Consider the following 18,226-nt stretch of genomic DNA (forward strand, 5'->3'; position numbering starts at 1 on the left):
AACACCGAACGCCCGCATAGCGCGCTGGGATACTTAACGCCGGAGCAGTTTGCTCAGGCGCATCGGCAACAACGGTTTTTAACCCTGGACTCTATGTCGGTGCCGTACTAAGTCTGGGGGCAGGTCATAGGTAGAGCGCGGCGCGCAACAAAAAGCCACCTGGAGGTGGCTTTGATTCAGAATTTGGTGGACGTAGGAAGCTTCTGGATCTCGCAGACGGCTTCGTCAGTGCATGTGCTGCGCGTGGACTCACTGTACGTTCGTCGATCGAACTTAAGATCGATTCTGCTGATGGTGTTTTTGAATGTGTACGCCGTGGTTTTGGAGGTCCACATAACTGCCTCCGAGCCGAACGCGGCTTTGTACTTACCAGAGTTGCCGCCGCCCCGAATCTCGGCCACTGTCCCATTCGCCTCGTCCATCGCAATCTCCCATGATGGCGAAACCTGGAAGATAGGACACTTCAGACGAATAACTTTCCCTTGGGCCCAGGTGTTGGCAGTCGCGAGGGCTCACTTCGATCCGTTTCTACCAGAATGCTCTACATGTTGTATTGCCAGGTCCGCAACGCTCCTACCATCGCTCCCCGCTGCACCTGCAATGCTGCAAGCATTGAACGGTAGTCCTCTCCAGACGCCTCATTCTCAGCCCGGGAAGCCAAGTAGGTAATCACCGCGTCCTCAATGGCGAACACGCACTCTTCAAATTCACTGTCAACACCCTTTTTTCTCGAGAGAGGCGCATGATCGTTGATCACCGAAGCGTTATCGGTAGTTCGCGCGGGCATCGCGCCTTGTAGTCGCGTACGACAGCGGGTCACAACGGCTTGCAGCACCCCCGGGGCTTCTGGCATCGACATCGCTTGTAGGGTGCCAATTCTATTCATCATGGCTCCCTTCTTTTCTCGAAATGTCGATCGAAGCGTGTCATTGTCTGGCCCTTGGGTGTTATCTGGCGGCGGTAGGGCGGTGCACCAGTCAATGAACTCCATGCCAGGTTGCAAGACGTACGGATATGCAACTTGCCGGATCCAAAACTCATCCTTCACCGAGCGTTCGCGCGCGCGGCGAAACTGAATTTGGCTGAGAAGTAAGGTTCCTAGCGAGACGATGATCGCCAGCACTGATCCCCAATGTTTTTCAAATGGTGATGACTCGGGTTGCGGCCTTTCCGTGACATTTATTACGACCGGCTCTTTGGACGAAACATCGAGTCTCGCGCCGTAACGGGCATAGTGCTCCGTCTTGCTCAGGTCCCACGCAGTGGCGTACCAGCGGGAGACCAGGCATTCACTGTGCACGGTCAGCGAAAGGAATTCGTTGCAGTAGCCTGATGGAAGCTGTTCGGGCGACAAGCGGGCGTTGGCCTCAGCGCTAAATTGCGACGCGAGTACGATGACGAGAATCAAACGTAAGCAAGACAAAGCCGCGCTCACCGCGATTGGTTGCGCCGTAGCTCGGTCTCAATGTACTCATCAATCTCTTCCATGATTGGCCTGGAAGCAATGATCTTGTACTTCTTTTGAAAAGCCTCTTTCGATCCAAAAAAGTTCAAGCTTGGGCCAAACAATCCGAGGAAGAACGAACTGGTCAACCCATACAACTTATCGGGCACTCGCACTTCCACGTCCACATTGGTCGCCGCATCCAGCCTATCTATGCCCAATTCGCGACGCGCGAGTTCGCCCCTAGGCCGGCCCGAATAGACCCTACCTTCATAGCCGCGCTGTTGGAAGTCGATGATCACTGTTTCACTCATTTCTTGTTTCCTCCTCCTGCACCATCGCGGTGGTTAGAGGAAATCTGATGCTAATGATTGTACCTGGGAAATGGCACTTTCCTAGGCTTCGAACGTAGTCGTTATCTGGTTGATCTGTAAGGGAATTTCGATCATTGAATGCTATTGTAGCCTCTTGCTCAGGGCTCTCAGATAGCAAGTGTTTGCCGTCGAAGCGGATGAATGTACTGCCCGTGACAAGAGCCATCTGAGCACCGAGAGCGGACCCGGTGCATGCTTGGTGGACCTTGCTGAAAAAGCGCAAAAGCTGAACCGTCCCATGTCCTCGACTGTGAGACGCATCGTGATTTTTGGAGCTAATGTGGGGCTGTAAGGCCATGACGGTCAATAGATCCTCGTCGCGGCAGCCCCCGAGGAGCTTGGACTTTGATGAGTGGCGGTCAACATAAGGACGGACAGAGTCCCATGAAAAGTGGTCGGCCTCGAGCTCTTGGAACGTCTCGGCGAATGAGCGCCCGAAGTTGATGATTGCGATCTCAACTTTAGGTTGCTCACAGTCGAGGTCAAGGTAGCCTAGAAGAGACCAGTCTGAGAATCGAGCGTGTTCTTCCGCGTTGTCCAGCAACTCGCCCAAACATCCAACCAAGCGGCTTGCGCCAGTCGGAGTGAGTTTTTTTTCTTGGGTGGCGAGGCAGTCGTTAAGATGAGAGACAAAGCCGCCAGCAGCGAGTTCCTTCCTAGTCGCCGTTTTCGCGCTCTTGGGTGGGTGGTAGTGTCTATTTCGTCGATCAAACACCCTGAGCTTCTGCATTTCGGTCCACGTTGGCATGTGGCCGCGAATGCCGAGATGCCTCACGATTCCAATCGCTTTAATGAACCTCGCTACGGGCCCGTACTTCTGGAAGGCGCCTTCAAATCGCCCAGGGCGATTGTTCAGTTGCAACTCCTTTTTTAGCTCGACCGCCGCTAGATCAAGCAGGGCACTCGCAGCTAAGTCGTAAGTTTCCATTGCGGTCTGGTCGATGTAGATCGAGGTCGGGCGCTTCCCAGATGCTTTGACTGCTGCAAATTTATTGATCGTGTCTACAACAACTTCGGGAGCGTCAAGAATGGAGAAGACCTTTGGAACGGTCACACGGATACCTTGCTCGACATTGATCTTTTTCGACGCACGCGCCTCAAGCAAGGTCAGGATCTTCGACTTCTGCCCAAAGTGGTGGGCTAAGGCAATTCGGCTGGATTGAAATCGCTGGAACTTTCGGCGAAATCGATTTGTGCGTCGAAGCGCGTGCTTAGCGCGCCGTAAACGCATTTGGTTCAATAGTCTCAGATCTGTCGAGGACAATCGTTTCATGTGTAAATGAAATTGGATATCGGACTTAAGGATGGGAATGCTTTAGCCTGCCGGATGGGGGAGTGTCGGCTTGGTCAACGCGCTAGCGGCGATGTGCGCCACGTGGATCAATCCCTCCTCAGCCGGAGCAGATAACGGCCGTCGCTCTAGCGCCTTGGTCTAGAGATATCACTATAGGCGAGTCCACTGCCTCGCCTTATCATCTCGCAGCCTGGCGCCAGCCCAGGAAGAGAGGATCACAGCCTGAACCCGACCCAAAAGACCCTGCCGATGATCTCGATCTCAGGGTCTTCGAAGTCCAGGTGTAGGTCAGGGTTCCCCACGAGGTTCTCCGACCTGGCGATAAAGCCGCCGTTGCCTTTGTGCAAACGCTTGACTCTGACCTCGTCACGCTGGCGAAAGGCATAGACCTTCCCGTTGACGATTGAAGTCGCCGCTCGGTTCACAAGGACCGTCGCCCCGTCGGGGATCAGCGGCTCCATGCTGGATCCCGTTACCGACACAGACACGGTTTGCTCCGGTGCAGCTCCAGCCGTGCGCAGAAAGTCCGCGCGGAACGAGAGGCGGCTCTTCTCATCTTCGGACAAGACGATCTCACCATGGCCGGCAGAGAGGCGTACGTCCAGGCGACGGACCGCAACGAACTCGTCGGTGTCTGGATCCGTGACGGGCCCCACGGCCAAATACTCTGGAGTCGTGTTCAAGGCTTTGGCGACGGCTTCCAGCCTAGCGCGCTTGGGAGCTGTCTTGCCGTTCTCCCACTGTTGAACCGTCTGCCAAGAAACGGGCACGCGCTCCGCGAGCTGTTCCATGGACAGCCCGAGCTTCTCTCTCAGGTCTTTGATTCGTTTGTGGATCGTTGGCATGCGCGCGAGATTACCCACAAGAAAGGCTTGTGTCATTGCAGGAATTTCTTGCATTGCTAGTTTTTCTTGTATAGAGTGGGCGAATGGACAAAAACCCTCATATCGCTCAAGCCATCGCCAACGCCGGCGGACCGGTGGCAACGGCTAGGAAGACCGGCGCGAACAACTACCAGACCGTCCAGCAATGGGAGAAGTCTGGAAATGTTCCTGCCGAGTACGCGACCGCTCTTGAGACGGCTTCCGGCATATCGAAGCGACTCTTGTGCAAGCAATGGGCGAAGGTATGGCCCGAGTTGGCCGAAGAGGCGAGGGCGGCATGACATCAACTCTCCGCCATCCGCGCTTTGGCTTTCACGTCCATCAGGAGCCCTCCCATGCATAGGTCGGTGCAGACGCTTGAGCTGCTTCCCACCTCCTTGGTTTTTCACAACGGCCAGTGCGTCATGGAGGTATCAACCGGCGTTGACGGATTCTGGGTCGAACTTGGCCCAGAAGCTGGATTCGCGCTGTTCATGAGGTCATCCCCAGCAGGGTTCCGACTGCAGCAAGTGCAGCCGGTCCCGACTCCAGGCCTTTATCAACGAGCTTCAGTACGAGGTGTTTTGTGGTCTCGGCGGGCAGCGATCGAAGCTGATCGAGCCATCTCTTCTTTTCTGGCTGCGGGAGGTCCGATTGCAGGATCGTAGATTCAATCATCGCCTTGATGGTGTCGTCATGGAGCCGCACGGTCACTACACCGAGGATCGCGCCGAGGCCTCCATCGTCGGCAAGGAAATCCATCCCTTGCGCGGTGATGCAGGCAGCAACGACCTGAGCAGGCCCGGACATGGGGCGCACGATGGTTGCGTTGATCAAGCCGTGTTCATGCAGGTACGCAAGGTTCACCGAGCAGTCAGGGAACTCGTTTTCCCAGGAATCTACATCAACCTCGTTCGGATACTCCGCGGCCAGGCGTTGAAGGCAAATCAGCTGAGTCTCGCGATTGAGCGTCGCCATGGCAATTCCTTTTCAGAGGGTGTGTGGATTGAGGGCGCAAGTCATAGCAGTCGGGAGCTGCTCACTCCGCTTCGGGAGCCCTCCTATGCGTAGCCACGACGCTAGCAGACGCGCTCAATCATTTGTCGAAGGCCCATCCCATATTGCAGCCGGCGCAGTGCCAGTACGAATTCCGGCCTCCGGTGCGGAACCGGCGTTGCAGGACAACCTTGTTCTTACCTGGGCCGTCAAAGCACTTCTGACAGATGTAGTGATCAGGCTCCGGGGAGCTTGGGTCGCTGGCCCCGCAAAGTGTTGGGGAGGGATTTATCCGATAAGTCAGCTGGCCGTTACTGATCTCGACAAGCGAGTAGCGGCCGCGCTCTGCGAGGGCTTCTCTAACTTCTCGGAGTTCTTGTGTGGCATGGAAGTTCTCATGTTGCAGCGCGTTGATGGCAGCGCTGAGTTCGAAAAGACGCTGTTGGGCATCGAGCAGCTTTTCGTTCATGGCCCGGACTATGTCCATCGCTTTGGCCTCGTCTCTGACGGACATAGCCCCCTTGCCGAGGTCGATGGCGCCATTGATGGCAGCGACTGCGCTAGTGATGAGAGAAAAGTCCAAGAAGGTTCCCCCAGGGTAGGAAACGGTGGCGTAGGAACCACTGATTCTACGTTGCGTGGAACCGAGAAGATCCCGAACACAGAGCACTCGCCGTTGCCGGTGCCTCCGCCCGATTCTCGCGCGAGGCCCGGTGAGTAGCGTGCCGGTGCAGATATCGCTGACACCTGAACCAACAGGTCCCAAAAGAGCGTGGGGCGACGTCCAGCCAGTGGCGATTGATGGGCGGGGCGAGATTCTTGTTTCCATGCTGCGAAGCGTAAGGCCGCTGCGCAGCAATTAATACGTTCAGGAATTCATGAGATGAACATCACTACTGCGGCCGATCTGACGGTGCATGAATACAAGGGTGGGAGTGAGTCCCTGGGGCCGCTGGTTGGCATCTCAGCGGCCGTCCTGCGCAACAAGGTCAACCCCAACAACACCACGCACCACCTGACCCTTACCGAGGCGGATCGCATCGTCCGCATGACGGGCGATCCTCGGATCTTGGCCGCATTCGCGCACAGCAACGGGTATCTGCTGGTGAAGGCCCCAGAATCCTGCGGTGAAAGCGACATCTCCGTGCTGGAACAGGTCGCCGGCCTGATGGTCGCCCATGGCAAGTTTGGCCATGAGGTGTACGACGCCCTGGCCGACGGCGGCGTGGACCAGCAGGAGGTTGCACGCGTCACCGCGGCTGGACGCGTGGTCATGGAGGCTGTGGCGAGTGTTGCGAACCGTCTGAGCGGGATGGCCGAAGAATGATGCAGCGCGGAACATCGGGTGTACCCGTGCGGGCGCGTGTCCCGTCCGCGGAGCGTAAGGGGGCGGCGCTGTCGCGCACGGCTGCAATGATGTGCAGCAGCGCGAAGTTCCAGCGGTGGGTTGTTTCCCGCATCGGTGCCGCCCCTGTGGGCGTGTCCCCGAGCCAGCATGCAGCGCAGTACGTGCGCGACATGTGCGGGGTCATCAGTCGCGCGGAGTTGGACCACAACGCTACGGCAGCAGGGCTGTTTCATACGGCCATCCGCAAGCCGTTCGTGGCATGGAGCGGCATCTATGGCTGACTGCCTGCACATGTTCAGGGGCTACTGCGTGCCGCTGGCGACGGTGGAAGCTGTCCGCCAGGCCATTATCGAAACGCCGCGCCGTGTGGATGTGGGGGCGCTGCGAGCCATCGTTGAGCCCGCGTTGTTGCCGGTAGATCCCTGGTTCAGCACATCACGCGCCATGGCCGCCAGCTGCGCAGTCAATGCCTTCCTGTTCGATGCCGTTCGAGATGGGCTGGTCAAGCAACGCGTGAATGCGTGGCATCTGCCGGCATGGTGGCGTGTTCGAAAGCAAGCGGGGGCTGCATGACGCTGCAACGCAAGACGCCGCTTCGCCAGAAGACGCCGATGAAGCGTGGCGCGCCGCTGAAGGCCAAGGCCCCGATGATGCGCGCAAAGGCGCTGCCGCCGCCCCGCGCTTCCATGAAGGCGCGCAAGAAGGGCAAGAAGCCGCCCAAGACCGTCTATCGCAACCCGGCGCTGCTGGACCTTGCCAAGGGCGAGGAATGCTTGCTGCGCGTGCCCAAGTACTGCCAGGGCGGTACAGACACGACAGTGGCATGCCATTCCAACCAGATACGCGACGGGAAAGGAAAGGGGATCAAGGCCCATGACTGGGCGATCGCCTTTGGCTGCGGCGGATGCCATTACTTCCTCGATCAATCAACCGCGCCGTGGGAAATGAAGCTGAGCTACTTCGTTCCTGGGCTGCGTCTTACGCGCTTGCGCATCATCGCCTTGGGCAAATGGCCCGAGGACGCCGAGCGCGGGTACCAACGTTTGTATGGAGAGTCGCCATGAGCGTGAAAGTCATGGGGATGGTGTTCGAGCGGTATCCGAACGGCGGTGGGGAGATGATTCTCGCGCTGGCGCTCGCGGACCATTCGAGCGATCAAGGTACGGGCATCTATCCGTCCATCGCGTCCCTGGCCGAGAAGACCCGCCAGTCGGTGCGCGCCGTTCAGTACCAACTGCGCGGCATGGAAAAGGCCGGCTGGTTGATCCTGGTGAATGCTGGCAACGGCGGCCGCAATCAGCGCCGTGAGTACCGGATTTCTGAGGCTTGGATAAAGGGTGCAGATTTTGCATCCCTCAAACCGACGGACCCGGAGCAGGAAAACGGTGCAGATTTTGCACCACCTGAACCGGCGGAAAAGGGTGCAAACCACGACACAAAGGGTGCAACTGACGACGCAAAGGGTGCAAACGGCGACATGAAAGGGTGCAACGGGTTGCACCCGCATATAACCGTCATAGAACCGTCAGAACCATCAAGAACCGTCACAGGCGCGCGCAAGCGCTCGCCGGGGTTCGATCCGATGTGCGTGGAATTGCCGGATTGGCTGGATGCGGAACTGTGGGGGCGCTGGGTGCGTCACCGCGTGCAGATTCGGAAGCCATTGACCGAAGAGGCTGCCAAGCAGCAGGTGAAAGACCTGGCCGGGTTCCGGCACCAGGGCCACACGCCGGAAGCGGTCATTGCCCATGCCATCGGCAAAAGCTGGCAAGGGCTGTTCGCCCCAGGTGGGCAACCATCCGGCCGGGGCGGCAAGTTCAACCCCACGGAATACGTGAATCGCAATCGAGCCTCAGGAGGCAACGACTATGACGACGGTCGCACGATCAACGTCTGAGGGAAACGGCTGGCTCGTGCCCCGTGAAAAGCTGGATGGCATCACGCCGATTGACCATCTGTGGAACCGGCTGTCGGGCACGTACGGGGGGCGCTGGCTGAAGGACTTCCCGGACATGCAGAGTATCGAGAACTGGAAAGAGGCCTGGGCCGAAGCGCTGGACGAGGACCGCGTGACGCCTCAGGAAGTGGCCGAGGGGCTGCGGACCTGCCGCCGCATGTTCCCCGACTGGCCGCCCGCCGTAGGCGAGTTCATCCGCGCGTGCCGGCCAGGCCTGATCCCGGAGAACGCATTCCATGACGCTGTTGCGGGGATGACGGCGCGCCGCCGCGGCGAGGTGGGGCAATGGAGCCATCCCGCCGTGTACTGGGCTGCGGTGCGCGTCGGCTCCCATGACCTGCTGAACTGCGGCTACTCGGTGATGCAGTCACGTTGGGAGCGGGCACTGTCGGATGAACTGGGCCGGGGCGAATGGGCAGCCATCCCCGTGCCCGCTGTCGCATTGCCTCCGCCTGGGGCGACTCATGCGACGCCGGCAGAGGCCGCCAAGGCGCTGGAGGCAACGGGAGTGGGTGCGATCCTGAACCAGTCGGGCCGTGATCCGTTGCGCGGGTGGAAGCGGGTGATCGCTGAAACCGAAAACCCCAATGGCAAGCGCTACTCGCCAGGGATTGTCGCCATGGCGCGCAATGCGCTGCGCATGGGCACGGACCAGGGGGCGCAGGCATGAAGCGATGGCCCAACACTGCTGCTACTCGCACGCATTGCACGACCAGTCGCGTGGCGGTTCTCGCTAGACCCAGCGAAGACACCATTCAAGCCCAGGTTATACGTTGGGCCAACCTTCAGGCCGGTGTGTACCCGGAGCTATCGCGCCTCTTCCATGTTCCCAACGGCGGTCAGCGGCACGCGGCTGTAGCGGCAAAGCTGAAGGGGCAGGGCGTGAAGCCTGGGGTGCCAGATCTTTGTTTGCCGGTGCCGCGCTTCGGATGCCCGGGGCTGTGGATCGAAATGAAGACCAGCGACGGCCGGGTCAGCACAAGCCAGAAAGACTGGATTGCATACCTCAAGGGCGCGGGATATCGCGTCGAGGTGTGCCGCAGCTTTGATCAAGCGCGATCCGTCCTGCTGGAATACCTGAATCCGAAAGTGACTTATTCCCCGGGGGTGATTTGATGACCCCGGGACGAAATGCGGCCTTGCTGGCAGGACAGACGGCGTTGGCTCAGAAGATCTATGCGGTCTTGCCGGCCGAGCGCACCACCGCCTTTACCGCGTTGCGGATTGCTCAGGCCATGAAGGACACCACGGGCGCATCCCCGGATATCCACACTATGCGCGGATGCTTGAGGAGGCTGAGGGAGGCGGGGTTGATCAAAGAGGTTGTGCCGGGGTCGTTCCGGCGCATTGAGGTGAAGGAAAAATTGACGATGACGAATCAGGGGCAGCAGATGATGAGCAACACCTTCCACGGCAAGGAACCCGTTGATGTACTCGGGGGCACAAAGCAAGCGGCGCCCATGGACGTGCTGGCGATCATCGCCGAAAAGGTTCGGACGGTTATGGCTGGGCTGGGGACGTTGGCCGAAGAGATCGACCAGGCCGCAATCATGATCGAGGAGCGCGCGGCAGCGGATGCGAAAGAGTTGGCCAAGGTCAAGCAGATTGCCACGCTCCTTAAGGAGCTGGGCTAAGGCTCGGGGGCGCAATGGCTGACCGATTCGACGCTAACGCCGTTTTGTGGAACTGGGCGCGCTGGTGCTGGTCCGGTGCATCAGTTGGAAACATGGTGTGGTACGAGCCGGCGACTGAGGATTACCACCCGATCGAGGTGGACCATGCGATGGCGGTTGAGCGTCTGCATCAGGCGCTACCTCTCCTTGAACGCATGATCATCATCGCCGAGTATCCGCAGCGTCATGAACGGTTCGCAGGGCTGGAGGCGCACCAGCGGCGCGCGGCAGCCCTGCGCTGGATTGCCCAGGTGACGGGCAAGGCAATTTCGGCCACCGAATACAGGCTGTATCTGGGGCTTTTCAAAGACAAGGTGAAACGTGAAGTTTGCTAAGGAAATCATCGGGTTGATGGCCCCGTATCCCGGTCGAGAATTCAAGATGGCGGATCTCGTGAGAGCCGCGACGGGGGCGCGGGAACTGACAATCAAGGAGCGCACGGCGGCGCGGCAAGGCGTACTGCGCGCGGTCACCGCACTTATCGATCACGGGCAAGTGTTGCGCCGGCCCAGCCGCCCCGGTGTTCGCAACGCTGCTGTGTATCGGTGGAAAAGTGCGACATGAAGTAGTTGATTAGTGCGACAGGAACCGCGACAATTTCTCCGTCCACAGGTGCGCCCGCATGTAATGCACCCGAAAACCCGCCAGGCGAAAGCAGGCGGGTTTTTTCATGTGTCCTTTTGGCAATCCTCGCTGGGCGTTAACTCGCTAGTGCTTCAACGCTTAACCCTCATGGACACGTCCACATGCGTGCCCCGATCTAGATCTGCTCCGGGTGTTTTTTCCCACTGAGGGAGAGAAAGCAGTTCCTTGCCAACTTCGCCAGCTTGGAAGCGGCGAGCTACATCATCGAGCAATTGGGTGCGATTCGCGAAGTTTCTGCCGCTCAATCCACCGATGAAAAGTCGATAGGTGAGGTTGGGTACTTGGCCCTTCATGACCCCCAGATCGAGTACTTGACCTTGCTCGTTTCGAATTAGCAAATGGCCTGGGCGGGCGTAGATGCGGTAGATACGCCATGGCGACGAAATGACGGGATGTGAAGGTTTTGTTCTTATGCTCGATTCTCTCCCCGCATTTTGGGGTGATGCAGGAGGGAAAAGCTTAACAAAGGTGTGCGCGAGTCTAGCAATGGACCTTCTGATAGCGTTCACGTTATCGCCGATGATCGTGCGGACGTGAACGCCGTCCTCTGCCTTTCAAGTTGCAAGGATGGATCGTGCTGGCATTGGACTTGTTGCATGTTTGTACTCCCACATGGCGATACGGCGAGGTGACGCACGTTCAAACTCCATGTGTTCAGCATACGCGACCTGCGACTGGCCCATCGCAATAAAGGGAAGTCGTTACACAAGACTTAGCGAGCGTGTTGCACTCTGCCCGACACCCTGCGGCCAAGGTCTAAATTGCGGTTTGATGCTAATTAGAAACGTAGGTTGACTTTCGAAAGTTATGCGCCCATAGTGGGTTAGCGGCTTTTCGAGCATCGCGATTTCCGTCCGGTTTTGTACCCTTCAGGGTGCCTCATTGTTCGCAGTCCTTTCCTTGATTAGCTCCCTTTTCGGGCTTCGCCCGCTATGCAAGGAGTTGAAAAATGGAAACCGGAATAGTTAAGTGGTTCAACGACGCCAAGGGCTTTGGGTTCATCATGCCAGAGGATGGCGGCAAGGACCTATTTGCTCATTTCTCTGAAATCGTCAGTGGCGATGGCCACAAAGTATTGGTCGAGAATCAACGCGTGAGCTACGTCACCGCGCAAGGGGCTAAAGGCCCGCATGCAACGCAAATTCGTGCATTGTGAACAACGGTCCTGGACTGATGAATAGACAGGGAGGACTAATGTTCCCCAACAACGTGGTCTATAAAGGTTATCGACTAACGGCTAGTGTCTCTCGCATATCGGTTGGAGGCAGTCAGCGGCCCGCTTTTGTCGCAACTGTGGCATTGGGTGCCGTTTCGGACCAGCATGAGTTGAACGAGCCACAGGAGGTGCCACTCTTTGCCTCTGGAGGGTTTGTTTCAAGCCCTGTAATCGCGGTGGATGCGGCAATAAATCATGGGCGTCATTTGGTCGACGCTCATGTTCGACCTTTCTGATAGACGTCCGCTAGATTTCCTGCGCATGAAGCTGATGGGCTTTTTCAGATGTGTAGGAAGGTGGCACGATGCTGGCTCAGAAAATGACAAAGTACGAGCGGGCAAGTCGGCTGCGTGAGATGGCAGACGCCATAGAGCGAAACATGTTCATCGCAGTGGGCGACGCTTGAGATGAGTGCGGTATCTGCTGGGGCGTCTGCTTCGGATGAATGCCCCGCGGCCGATCAGCGAACGCAATGCCCGACAGTCGATGAGAGACTGTCGAGCAGACTCTCACGATCAGGCTGACATGTGAAAGCTGAGAGCGGGCCTATGCCTTACGCCATGCTCGACTCGAAACCGCCTTGCGAAAGGCGGTTTTCACATTTCTGCGGACTTCCCCATGGTAGGCAGCGGTATTTCAAGCAACGCAGTAAAAGGGCGATTCACTCCGCTTTCCCTTCAACTACTGCCGGCGACGATTAAGCGAGACGATATTGCCTGGACGGCCGTGCCGTCGGGCAACCGATAGCGGTTTGCGCCGAGCCATGAAACCACACGTCCGTCGGCGAGGCTGCTGTAGAAGTATGCATATTCGCCGTCATCTCCCGCCAGAACCTTGCAGCGTCGTTGGATGACGTATTTAGTACCGTCCAATGCCACAGCGATAACTTCAATTGTTCGTTTTGTGTAGTGTGGTTGCATAGTCCTCTCCGTTGAGGCATACCTTCCTGCAACCATTGATTCACTGTGCCGTTGGTTGGTCAATACAACTTCAGCTCACATCCAGCAGCCATGCGCGCTATGGTCGAAGTTTGTTTCAATTCTGTGGGCTTGGCAGAGTGCTCAGGCAGGGACCTTCCAAGCCTCTTACGTGGGTTCGTTCCCCGTAGCCCGCTACACTTCAGGGTACCCCCACACCAAAAAGCCCCGATATATAGACTCCGGTCAGAGCTCTTGCGTTTCAGCAGGCATGCGCATGGTGTGCCGTCGGCCTTACACGCCACACAGCGAGGATTCACGCGGTCTGTGACTAGGAGACACGTTCTATTCCGGGGGGGGACCATGTCCCTTCCCCTACTGGCAGGATCGAAGGTGGCGTCGTCTTTGGCCAGTAGAGCCGCATTACCAAGTAAATTGGCCCGTTCGGAGCGGGCAGCCAGTTAGCTTCTTTGTCTGCGCCCGGGGACTTGTTTTGTATGTAGAGCGTTCGGGACCCGTCTGCATTCGTGGCCATGGTGGGTAACATGGGTGAATTAATTAGATAGCGGTGGATCGGATTTTCGATAAGAAGTTGGGACTTTCCGTCATACATCGTGAGCGACCAGAACGAATTCACAGGTGGCAACTGCCCCGCCGGGAAGGTTAGCGTGTAACTATGCTTGCTGCCGTCTAACGTTTGCCCATCTTTGTCAACGCGTGTGAAAGGATAGGTAGCCTCTGCCGGATCATTGCCATAAATGCCGGCCTGAGCAGCGACGGCTCGCTTTAACCAGTCGCCATCGTAGTGAGCGCTATCGCCTGGAAGACCACTAACCCGCCAGCCGTTTATCGTCTTACCAACGTTGGCGACCGCCTCGTCGACCTTTCGCTGGCCCTCTTTCATGCCGAGACCAAGTTCCAGCTTTTGCTCCAGAGGAAGATCCTTAAAGTTCAAGGCCTTGCCAGGGCCAATGCCAATGCGTGCGAGCTGAGAGCGGATTCCCATCTCGTTGGATTCCGGCGGTGCGAACTGCAACGCAAAGTCGAGAAACTCGAAGAAGTTCGTCTTCACAAGTTCCTTGTCGATCTTGGGGAAGTCGATGGATGGTGCGGCTGGCGGCGGAGTTTGTTTCAGGTAGGCCGAGAGCATCTGCACTTTGTAGCCGGCCTGTACCTTCTTAACGTTATCGAGATCATCCGGCCCGAAAAGCTGAGTGCGATAGCCCGCAAGGGAGAATTGTGTGCTCGAACGGAACACCCGCTTGATGCCCGGTGGGGTATCGCCCTTCCAGGCAGGGCCGACCACCATGTAGTCGCCAGCCTCGCTTCCTGTGGCACGCGTGCCGATGTAGCCATAGTTGTAAGTATTGCCGTCGCAGAGCATGACCGAGTAATAGCGCTCGGGTTCGACCTCCGGAACGGAGAGCACCACGGGCTCCGCTCGCAGATCCATCCAAACAAAGGAATATGGGGTGTCACTGTTTGGTGTGACGATTGCCGTATCTTTATAGGTGAAGACGTTCGGTTCGTTCTTGATGTGATTGAACGGGGCCTTGAACTGCCCCGAATTGCGATCTACGGCGTACTCGTACATCACCGCATAGTTCATCACGATAGGCAAGCCGTAGATGAACCCTGCCTCAGCAATGTCCTTGGCGCTGAAGAATCCAGGTCGATCAGCGCTTGTCTGTGCGCTAGCCGGGCCGGACACTATTGTTGCGCCAGCGAGTGCTACGAGTGCACCCGAGCCTAGGAACTCGCGTCTTGTGGTCATTGAACGCCTCATCTAGTTGGAACAAGCTATGGGATGCTTCAATAGAACATAGGCAGTACAGGATCGGTCATAGAGATAACACTCTTATCGGAAAGTGAACAAGCAGATATTTGGGTGAGCGTGGGCCATCCGAGCCACTTAGACGCTGTGTTGATGGGCTCAACGAGGCCCGTTGCCAGATCGAAGACGGATGACTAAGGTTCTAGGGAAACCCCGGGGGCCCCTGCGGAAATCAGTCCGGTAAGGGTAATTCGAACCCCGAACGCTCGCTAGTCACGGGCGCGCTAAGGGGGGGTAATAATAATTTCGCCCACTTATCCATCGCGCGGGTTCGGCGGTGAGGGGCACAAATCTGAGACCGTCATGAAGCTGCGCCACCACTCTACGATTCGTGAGGGCGTGGATTTCTACGGCCAGGTTCAGAGGCAGCTGCCATATGCGACAGCCTTGGCCTTGAATCGGGTCGGGCAACACGTCCTCGATGCGCTGGCGCAGGTCACCGCAGAGGTCTTTGATCGCCCGACCCCGTACACGATGCGGGCGTTGCGACTTGTCCGGGCCACCAAAGACAATCTGGTGGCCACGGTCGATTACCGCGACGCCGCCGGCAAGGGAATTTCCGCCGACAAGTATCTGCCGCCCCAGGTTCTAGGCGGTGGGCGCAGGCTGAAGCGGTCCGAGCGCGCACTTGCCAGAGTAGGGCTTCCGACGGGGGCGTTTACGGTGCCGGCCGCAGCGGCGGAAATGGATGCCTACGGCAACATGTCGCGCGGCCAGGTCGTGCGCCTGTTGTCGTATCTGCAGGCGTTCGGCGAGCAAGGCTACAGGGCGAACTCCACGCCGCGCAGCCGCGCACGCACTGCGAAGGTGGGGCGGTCGCCTGAAGGCTACAGGCGCATCAACGGCGTGCAGTACTTCGTTTCCCGCGGCAAGGGGTCCATGTCCGGAAATCGTGAGCAGCATCTGTCTGCTGGTGTATGGCGGAAGACCGGAACGCACGGAGCGGACGTAAAGCCGGTCCTGCTTGCGGTGGCCCAGCCGACCTATACGCAGCGATTCCCCTTCTACGAAACGGCAGAAGCGGTCTATGGCGAACGCTACGACGCCGAATTTTCCACCGCCTTAGATCTGGCCCTGTCCACCGCAAGATGATCGACCTTGACAAGAAGACGACCCAGGCCCGGTTCGGGCAACTGGTCGGGATCACGCAGCCTGCCGTCAGCGGCTTGCTCATGCGTGGCGTCATGGTCGCGGGCGATACGCTGGGAAACTGGCTGCTGTCCTACTGTGGGCACATTCGAGACATAGCGGCAGGGCGCCAGGCCGGCGAGGAAACAAGAACGCTCGATCCTGCGGAGGAAAAGGCGCGGCTATATGCGGCACAGGCCGACAGGATCGAGATGGAGAACTCGGTTGCCCGCGGCGAGCTTGCGCCCGTCAGCGTGCTGGAGGAGGTCTTGACTCGGGCGGGCACGAAGGTAAGCGCGGCTATGGATGCTATTCCCACGGCACTGAAGCGCCGGCTGCCGAATCTGACTGATGCGGATCTGACGATTGTGCGCCGCGAGCTTGCAAGGGCTCGCAACGCAATTGCATCCCTGTCGCTGGAGGATCTGGAGGCTGACGAAGAGAACGAGGGTGAGTAATGCTCATAGAGTCCAATCGCGCCGCGGTCGCGCGCGCGCTGCGACGTGGGCTTGCAACCTTCGCCACTCCCGAGCCAATGACGTTGCGGGAGTGGGCCGAGCGCAACTTTTATCTTTCGGCCGAATCGTCGTATGTCGAACAGCGTTGGGAGGCTTGGCCGTTTCAGCGTGCCATCCTTGCCTGCGTTGGTAGCGACGATGTGCACGAGGTTGACGTAATCAAGTCGGCCCGCGTTGGTTACACGAAGATCCTGCTGGCGGCCATTGGGTACTTCGCGGAGCATAAGCGGCGCAACCAGGCGCTTTGGCAGCCCACGGACAGCGCCCGCGACGAATTCGTCAAGACCGAACTGGAACCGATGCTGCGCGACGTGACGGCGATGCATCCGATCTTTCCGACTCGCCTGGCGCGTCACAAGGACAACACGCTCCTGGTTAAGAAATTCCGTGGCAGCGTGCTGCACCTTCGCGGCGGTCGTTCGGGCGACAACTACCGACGGCTGTCTATCGGTGTCGCATTCTTGGACGAGTTCAGTTCGTTCGATTCGAACATTGACGGTGAGGGCGACCCCGGCCAGCTGGCGGCCAAGCGTCTTGAGGGCGCCACGTTCCCGAAGATGGTGGTTGGGTCCACGCCCAAGCTGAAAGAGACCTGCCTGATGGATAAGCGCGCAGCCGGCGCCGATGCGCGATATGACTATCACATCACGTGCCCTCACTGCGACGGGCATCATGCGCTGACCTGGGGAGGTAAGGACGAACCGCACGGGTTCAAGTGGATCGACGGCGATCCAGAATCGGTGAAGCACTTATGCCCGCACTGTGGTTGCCTTATCACCCAGGGCGAGTACCTGGAGGCATCGGAATCTGGATTCTGGTGCGGTTCGGACGGCACCACCATCGACCGCGACGGAGTTTTCCGTAGCGCGGCTGGCGAGGTAATACCGGCTCATCGGCGCGTCGCTTTCCACGTGTGGACTGCGTACAGCCCAATGGTTAGCTGGGCCAAGCTGGTCCGTGAGTTCCTGGAGGCCTACGCCAAGGCAAAGCTGGGCGATGACGAGCCGCTGAAGACCTTCTGGAACACCACCCTGGGCCAGGCCTGGGAGGGCGAGGTCGAGAAGATCGAGGCGGACGAGCTGAAGCGGCGCGCCGAGATCGAGGCCTATCGCCTTCCAGGCTTGGCCGAGAACCTCGTTCCTATGGGCGGTTCGTTGTTGCTCGCAGGTTGCGACACCCAGGGCAATCGGGTGGAGGTTGGCGTCTGGGGATTCGGTCGCGGCGGAGAAATGTGGACCGTCGATCACCAGATATTCCACGGGAACCCGGCGGAGGACGAGGTCTGGTCCAACGTGGCGGCTTACCTGTTCGAGCGGCGCTTCCAGCATGAAGGCGGCCAGCAGATGAGTATCTACGCCACGGCCATTGACAGCGGCGGCCACCATTCGAATGCGGTCTACGATTTCGCGCGCCGCAACAAGGCGCGCCGGGTCTTTGCCGTCCGCGGTCGCCCCTTCGGTGAGAAGGCCATCAAGGATGGCGCCGGCCAGGTGGATATCGACTGGCGAGGGAAGCGGATCAAGAAGGGCGTGATCCTGTGGCACGTCGGCACGAACCTGGCCAAGGATCTGCTGCACAGTCGCCTGGCTATCGAGACGCCGGGCCCGGGCTATGTCCACCTTTCGGAGGACTTGTCGGACGAATGGTTCCGGCAGTTCTCAGGCGAAGCGCGGGTGTCGCGCAAGACGGCGACCGGAGTTCGTACGCTGTGGACGGCGCTGCGCAAGCGCGTCGAAGCACTGGACTGCGCGGTGTATGCGCTATGGGTGGCGGAGCATCTTGGCCTTTCTCGCAAGTCGGACGCTTGGTGGGATGCCATGGCGGAAAAGCTTGATGCGTTGCCGCCACCGCGGGACGAGGAGGCTGAGGCGCCGCCGCCGTCAACCACGCGGCCGGCCGCCCCGGCGAAGGCCGCGCCAGTGGCGCCAGCGGCGCGTGCCGGGCCGGCCGTCAAGCCGGCGCGCCGGCGAGTGGCGGCTTCCAGCTACCTCCGGGGGCGCAGGTAGGCCGCAGAACAGA

At 58.8% G+C, this 18,226-nt stretch carries 23 protein-coding genes; 14 read left to right on the forward strand and 9 right to left on the reverse strand.

Annotated elements, in window-relative coordinates; genetic code table 11:
* Positions 1-541: 541 nt before the first annotated feature.
* The 4 genes from IB268_RS24825 to IB268_RS24840 form a co-directional block, all read right to left on the reverse strand.
* On the reverse strand, positions 542-1,408 hold the full coding sequence (locus IB268_RS24825; protein WP_192354958.1) for a hypothetical protein: 867 nt from the start codon (positions 1,406-1,408) through the stop codon (positions 542-544).
* A 23-nt stretch (positions 1,409-1,431) separates the two neighbouring features.
* On the reverse strand, positions 1,432-1,758 hold the full coding sequence (locus IB268_RS24830; protein ID WP_192354959.1) for a hypothetical protein: 327 nt from the start codon (positions 1,756-1,758) through the stop codon (positions 1,432-1,434).
* The gene (locus IB268_RS24835) at positions 1,751-3,091 is read right to left on the reverse strand and encodes a hypothetical protein (protein WP_192354960.1); all 1,341 of its coding nucleotides are present in this window, start codon (positions 3,089-3,091) and stop codon (positions 1,751-1,753) included. Before IB268_RS24835 ends, IB268_RS24830 begins: the two co-directional genes overlap by 8 nt.
* Positions 3,092-3,327: 236 nt before the next feature.
* The gene (locus IB268_RS24840) at positions 3,328-4,011 is read right to left on the reverse strand and encodes a S24 family peptidase (protein ID WP_192354961.1); all 684 of its coding nucleotides are present in this window, start codon (positions 4,009-4,011) and stop codon (positions 3,328-3,330) included.
* Between the two features lie 29 nt (positions 4,012-4,040).
* On the opposite strand from IB268_RS24840, the gene IB268_RS24845 reads away from it, so the two are divergent.
* Positions 4,041-4,277 carry a carph-isopro domain-containing protein gene (locus IB268_RS24845; protein ID WP_192354962.1) on the forward strand — a complete coding sequence of 79 codons (237 nt, stop codon included), beginning with the start codon at positions 4,041-4,043 and terminating at the stop codon, positions 4,275-4,277.
* A 190-nt stretch (positions 4,278-4,467) separates the two neighbouring features.
* Here IB268_RS24845 and IB268_RS24850 read toward each other — a convergent pair whose 3' ends face one another.
* Positions 4,468-4,953 (reverse strand): hypothetical protein, encoded by a 486-nt coding sequence (locus IB268_RS24850; protein WP_175214210.1) that lies wholly within the window; start codon positions 4,951-4,953, stop codon positions 4,468-4,470.
* Between the two features lie 118 nt (positions 4,954-5,071).
* Positions 5,072-5,554, reverse strand: coding sequence for a hypothetical protein (locus tag IB268_RS24855; RefSeq protein ID WP_118934019.1), 483 nt, complete (start codon positions 5,552-5,554; stop codon positions 5,072-5,074).
* A gap of 300 nt (positions 5,555-5,854) precedes the next feature.
* Between IB268_RS24855 and IB268_RS24860 the strand changes: the two genes are divergently transcribed.
* The 8 genes from IB268_RS24860 to IB268_RS24895 all read left to right on the forward strand — a co-directional run bounded on the left by IB268_RS24860 (position 5,855) and on the right by IB268_RS24895 (position 10,284).
* The gene (locus IB268_RS24860; protein WP_118934020.1) at positions 5,855-6,298 is read left to right on the forward strand and encodes a phage regulatory CII family protein; all 444 of its coding nucleotides are present in this window, start codon (positions 5,855-5,857) and stop codon (positions 6,296-6,298) included.
* 294 nt (positions 6,299-6,592) lie between these two features.
* Positions 6,593-6,892 (forward strand): hypothetical protein, encoded by a 300-nt coding sequence (locus tag IB268_RS24865; protein WP_118934022.1) that lies wholly within the window; start codon positions 6,593-6,595, stop codon positions 6,890-6,892.
* A complete protein-coding gene (locus IB268_RS24870) occupies positions 6,889-7,383 on the forward strand; it encodes a nuclease domain-containing protein (RefSeq protein ID WP_192354963.1) in 495 nt (164 codons plus the stop codon). The genes IB268_RS24865 and IB268_RS24870 overlap by 4 nt, the downstream gene beginning before the upstream one ends.
* Positions 7,380-8,216 (forward strand): helix-turn-helix domain-containing protein, encoded by an 837-nt coding sequence (locus IB268_RS24875; protein WP_118934024.1) that lies wholly within the window; start codon positions 7,380-7,382, stop codon positions 8,214-8,216. Before IB268_RS24870 ends, IB268_RS24875 begins: the two co-directional genes overlap by 4 nt.
* The gene (locus IB268_RS24880) at positions 8,188-8,946 is read left to right on the forward strand and encodes a replication protein P (RefSeq protein ID WP_124260397.1); all 759 of its coding nucleotides are present in this window, start codon (positions 8,188-8,190) and stop codon (positions 8,944-8,946) included. The genes IB268_RS24875 and IB268_RS24880 overlap by 29 nt, the downstream gene beginning before the upstream one ends.
* Positions 8,943-9,392, forward strand: coding sequence for a VRR-NUC domain-containing protein (locus IB268_RS24885; RefSeq protein ID WP_118934026.1), 450 nt, complete (start codon positions 8,943-8,945; stop codon positions 9,390-9,392). The genes IB268_RS24880 and IB268_RS24885 overlap by 4 nt, the downstream gene beginning before the upstream one ends.
* A gap of 44 nt (positions 9,393-9,436) precedes the next feature.
* Positions 9,437-9,910 carry a hypothetical protein gene (locus tag IB268_RS24890; protein WP_156337365.1) on the forward strand — a complete coding sequence of 158 codons (474 nt, stop codon included), beginning with the start codon at positions 9,437-9,439 and terminating at the stop codon, positions 9,908-9,910.
* Positions 9,911-9,924: 14 nt separating this feature from the next.
* Positions 9,925-10,284, forward strand: a complete 360-nt coding sequence (locus IB268_RS24895; RefSeq protein WP_054453617.1) for a hypothetical protein — start codon at positions 9,925-9,927, stop codon at positions 10,282-10,284.
* A gap of 381 nt (positions 10,285-10,665) precedes the next feature.
* On the opposite strand, the gene IB268_RS31120 is transcribed toward IB268_RS24895, so the two are convergent.
* Entirely contained in the window at positions 10,666-11,103 is a 438-nt protein-coding gene (locus IB268_RS31120) for a hypothetical protein (protein ID WP_082400924.1), read from the reverse strand.
* A gap of 440 nt (positions 11,104-11,543) precedes the next feature.
* Between IB268_RS31120 and IB268_RS24900 the strand changes: the two genes are divergently transcribed.
* Both IB268_RS24900 and IB268_RS31125 read left to right on the forward strand, forming a co-directional pair.
* Complete coding sequence (locus IB268_RS24900; protein WP_054453614.1) at positions 11,544-11,750, forward strand: cold-shock protein; 207 nt, start codon at positions 11,544-11,546, stop codon at positions 11,748-11,750.
* A gap of 38 nt (positions 11,751-11,788) precedes the next feature.
* On the forward strand, positions 11,789-12,046 hold the full coding sequence (locus tag IB268_RS31125) for a hypothetical protein (protein WP_082400922.1): 258 nt from the start codon (positions 11,789-11,791) through the stop codon (positions 12,044-12,046).
* Positions 12,047-12,487: 441 nt separating this feature from the next.
* Here the strand turns inward: IB268_RS31125 and IB268_RS24905 are convergent, their stop codons facing one another.
* Complete coding sequence (locus tag IB268_RS24905) at positions 12,488-12,730, reverse strand: hypothetical protein (RefSeq protein WP_124260398.1); 243 nt, start codon at positions 12,728-12,730, stop codon at positions 12,488-12,490.
* Between the two features lie 328 nt (positions 12,731-13,058).
* Positions 13,059-14,501, reverse strand: coding sequence for a DUF1254 domain-containing protein (locus IB268_RS24910; protein ID WP_118934027.1), 1,443 nt, complete (start codon positions 14,499-14,501; stop codon positions 13,059-13,061).
* Positions 14,502-14,864: 363 nt separating this feature from the next.
* On the opposite strand from IB268_RS24910, the gene IB268_RS24915 reads away from it, so the two are divergent.
* From IB268_RS24915 to IB268_RS24925, 3 genes are read left to right on the forward strand one after another with little or no spacing between them, the layout of a single operon-like run.
* A complete protein-coding gene (locus IB268_RS24915; RefSeq protein WP_175214208.1) occupies positions 14,865-15,653 on the forward strand; it encodes a hypothetical protein in 789 nt (262 codons plus the stop codon).
* Positions 15,650-16,147 carry a terminase small subunit gene (locus IB268_RS24920; RefSeq protein WP_054453595.1) on the forward strand — a complete coding sequence of 166 codons (498 nt, stop codon included), beginning with the start codon at positions 15,650-15,652 and terminating at the stop codon, positions 16,145-16,147. The genes IB268_RS24915 and IB268_RS24920 overlap by 4 nt, the downstream gene beginning before the upstream one ends.
* A complete protein-coding gene (locus IB268_RS24925) occupies positions 16,147-18,213 on the forward strand; it encodes a phage terminase large subunit family protein (RefSeq protein WP_175214207.1) in 2,067 nt (688 codons plus the stop codon). Before IB268_RS24920 ends, IB268_RS24925 begins: the two co-directional genes overlap by 1 nt.
* Positions 18,214-18,226 lie beyond the last annotated feature (13 nt).

The organism is Achromobacter sp. ACM01, from assembly GCF_014851745.1.
Classification (GTDB): Bacteria; Pseudomonadota; Gammaproteobacteria; order Burkholderiales; family Burkholderiaceae_B; genus Achromobacter; species Achromobacter aegrifaciens.

Coding starts and splice junctions, on each gene's coding strand:
- IB268_RS24840 (WP_192354961.1), bottom strand. CDS start 4,011: ATGCAAGAAATTCCTGCAATGACACAAGCCTTTCTTGTGGGTAATCTC.
- IB268_RS24835 (WP_192354960.1), bottom strand. CDS start 3,091: ATGAAACGATTGTCCTCGACAGATCTGAGACTATTGAACCAAATGCGT.
- IB268_RS24875 (WP_118934024.1), top strand. CDS start 7,380: ATGAGCGTGAAAGTCATGGGGATGGTGTTCGAGCGGTATCCGAACGGC.
- IB268_RS24895 (WP_054453617.1), top strand. CDS start 9,925: ATGGCTGACCGATTCGACGCTAACGCCGTTTTGTGGAACTGGGCGCGC.
- IB268_RS24865 (WP_118934022.1), top strand. CDS start 6,593: ATGGCTGACTGCCTGCACATGTTCAGGGGCTACTGCGTGCCGCTGGCG.
- IB268_RS24845 (WP_192354962.1), top strand. CDS start 4,041: ATGGACAAAAACCCTCATATCGCTCAAGCCATCGCCAACGCCGGCGGA.
- IB268_RS31125 (WP_082400922.1), top strand. CDS start 11,789: ATGTTCCCCAACAACGTGGTCTATAAAGGTTATCGACTAACGGCTAGT.
- IB268_RS24915 (WP_175214208.1), top strand. CDS start 14,865: ATGAAGCTGCGCCACCACTCTACGATTCGTGAGGGCGTGGATTTCTAC.
- IB268_RS24910 (WP_118934027.1), bottom strand. CDS start 14,501: ATGACCACAAGACGCGAGTTCCTAGGCTCGGGTGCACTCGTAGCACTC.
- IB268_RS24850 (WP_175214210.1), bottom strand. CDS start 4,953: ATGGCGACGCTCAATCGCGAGACTCAGCTGATTTGCCTTCAACGCCTG.
- IB268_RS24900 (WP_054453614.1), top strand. CDS start 11,544: ATGGAAACCGGAATAGTTAAGTGGTTCAACGACGCCAAGGGCTTTGGG.
- IB268_RS24905 (WP_124260398.1), bottom strand. CDS start 12,730: ATGCAACCACACTACACAAAACGAACAATTGAAGTTATCGCTGTGGCA.
- IB268_RS24870 (WP_192354963.1), top strand. CDS start 6,889: ATGACGCTGCAACGCAAGACGCCGCTTCGCCAGAAGACGCCGATGAAG.
- IB268_RS24920 (WP_054453595.1), top strand. CDS start 15,650: ATGATCGACCTTGACAAGAAGACGACCCAGGCCCGGTTCGGGCAACTG.
- IB268_RS24925 (WP_175214207.1), top strand. CDS start 16,147: ATGCTCATAGAGTCCAATCGCGCCGCGGTCGCGCGCGCGCTGCGACGT.
- IB268_RS24880 (WP_124260397.1), top strand. CDS start 8,188: ATGACGACGGTCGCACGATCAACGTCTGAGGGAAACGGCTGGCTCGTG.
- IB268_RS24860 (WP_118934020.1), top strand. CDS start 5,855: ATGAACATCACTACTGCGGCCGATCTGACGGTGCATGAATACAAGGGT.
- IB268_RS24885 (WP_118934026.1), top strand. CDS start 8,943: ATGAAGCGATGGCCCAACACTGCTGCTACTCGCACGCATTGCACGACC.
- IB268_RS24830 (WP_192354959.1), bottom strand. CDS start 1,758: ATGAGTGAAACAGTGATCATCGACTTCCAACAGCGCGGCTATGAAGGT.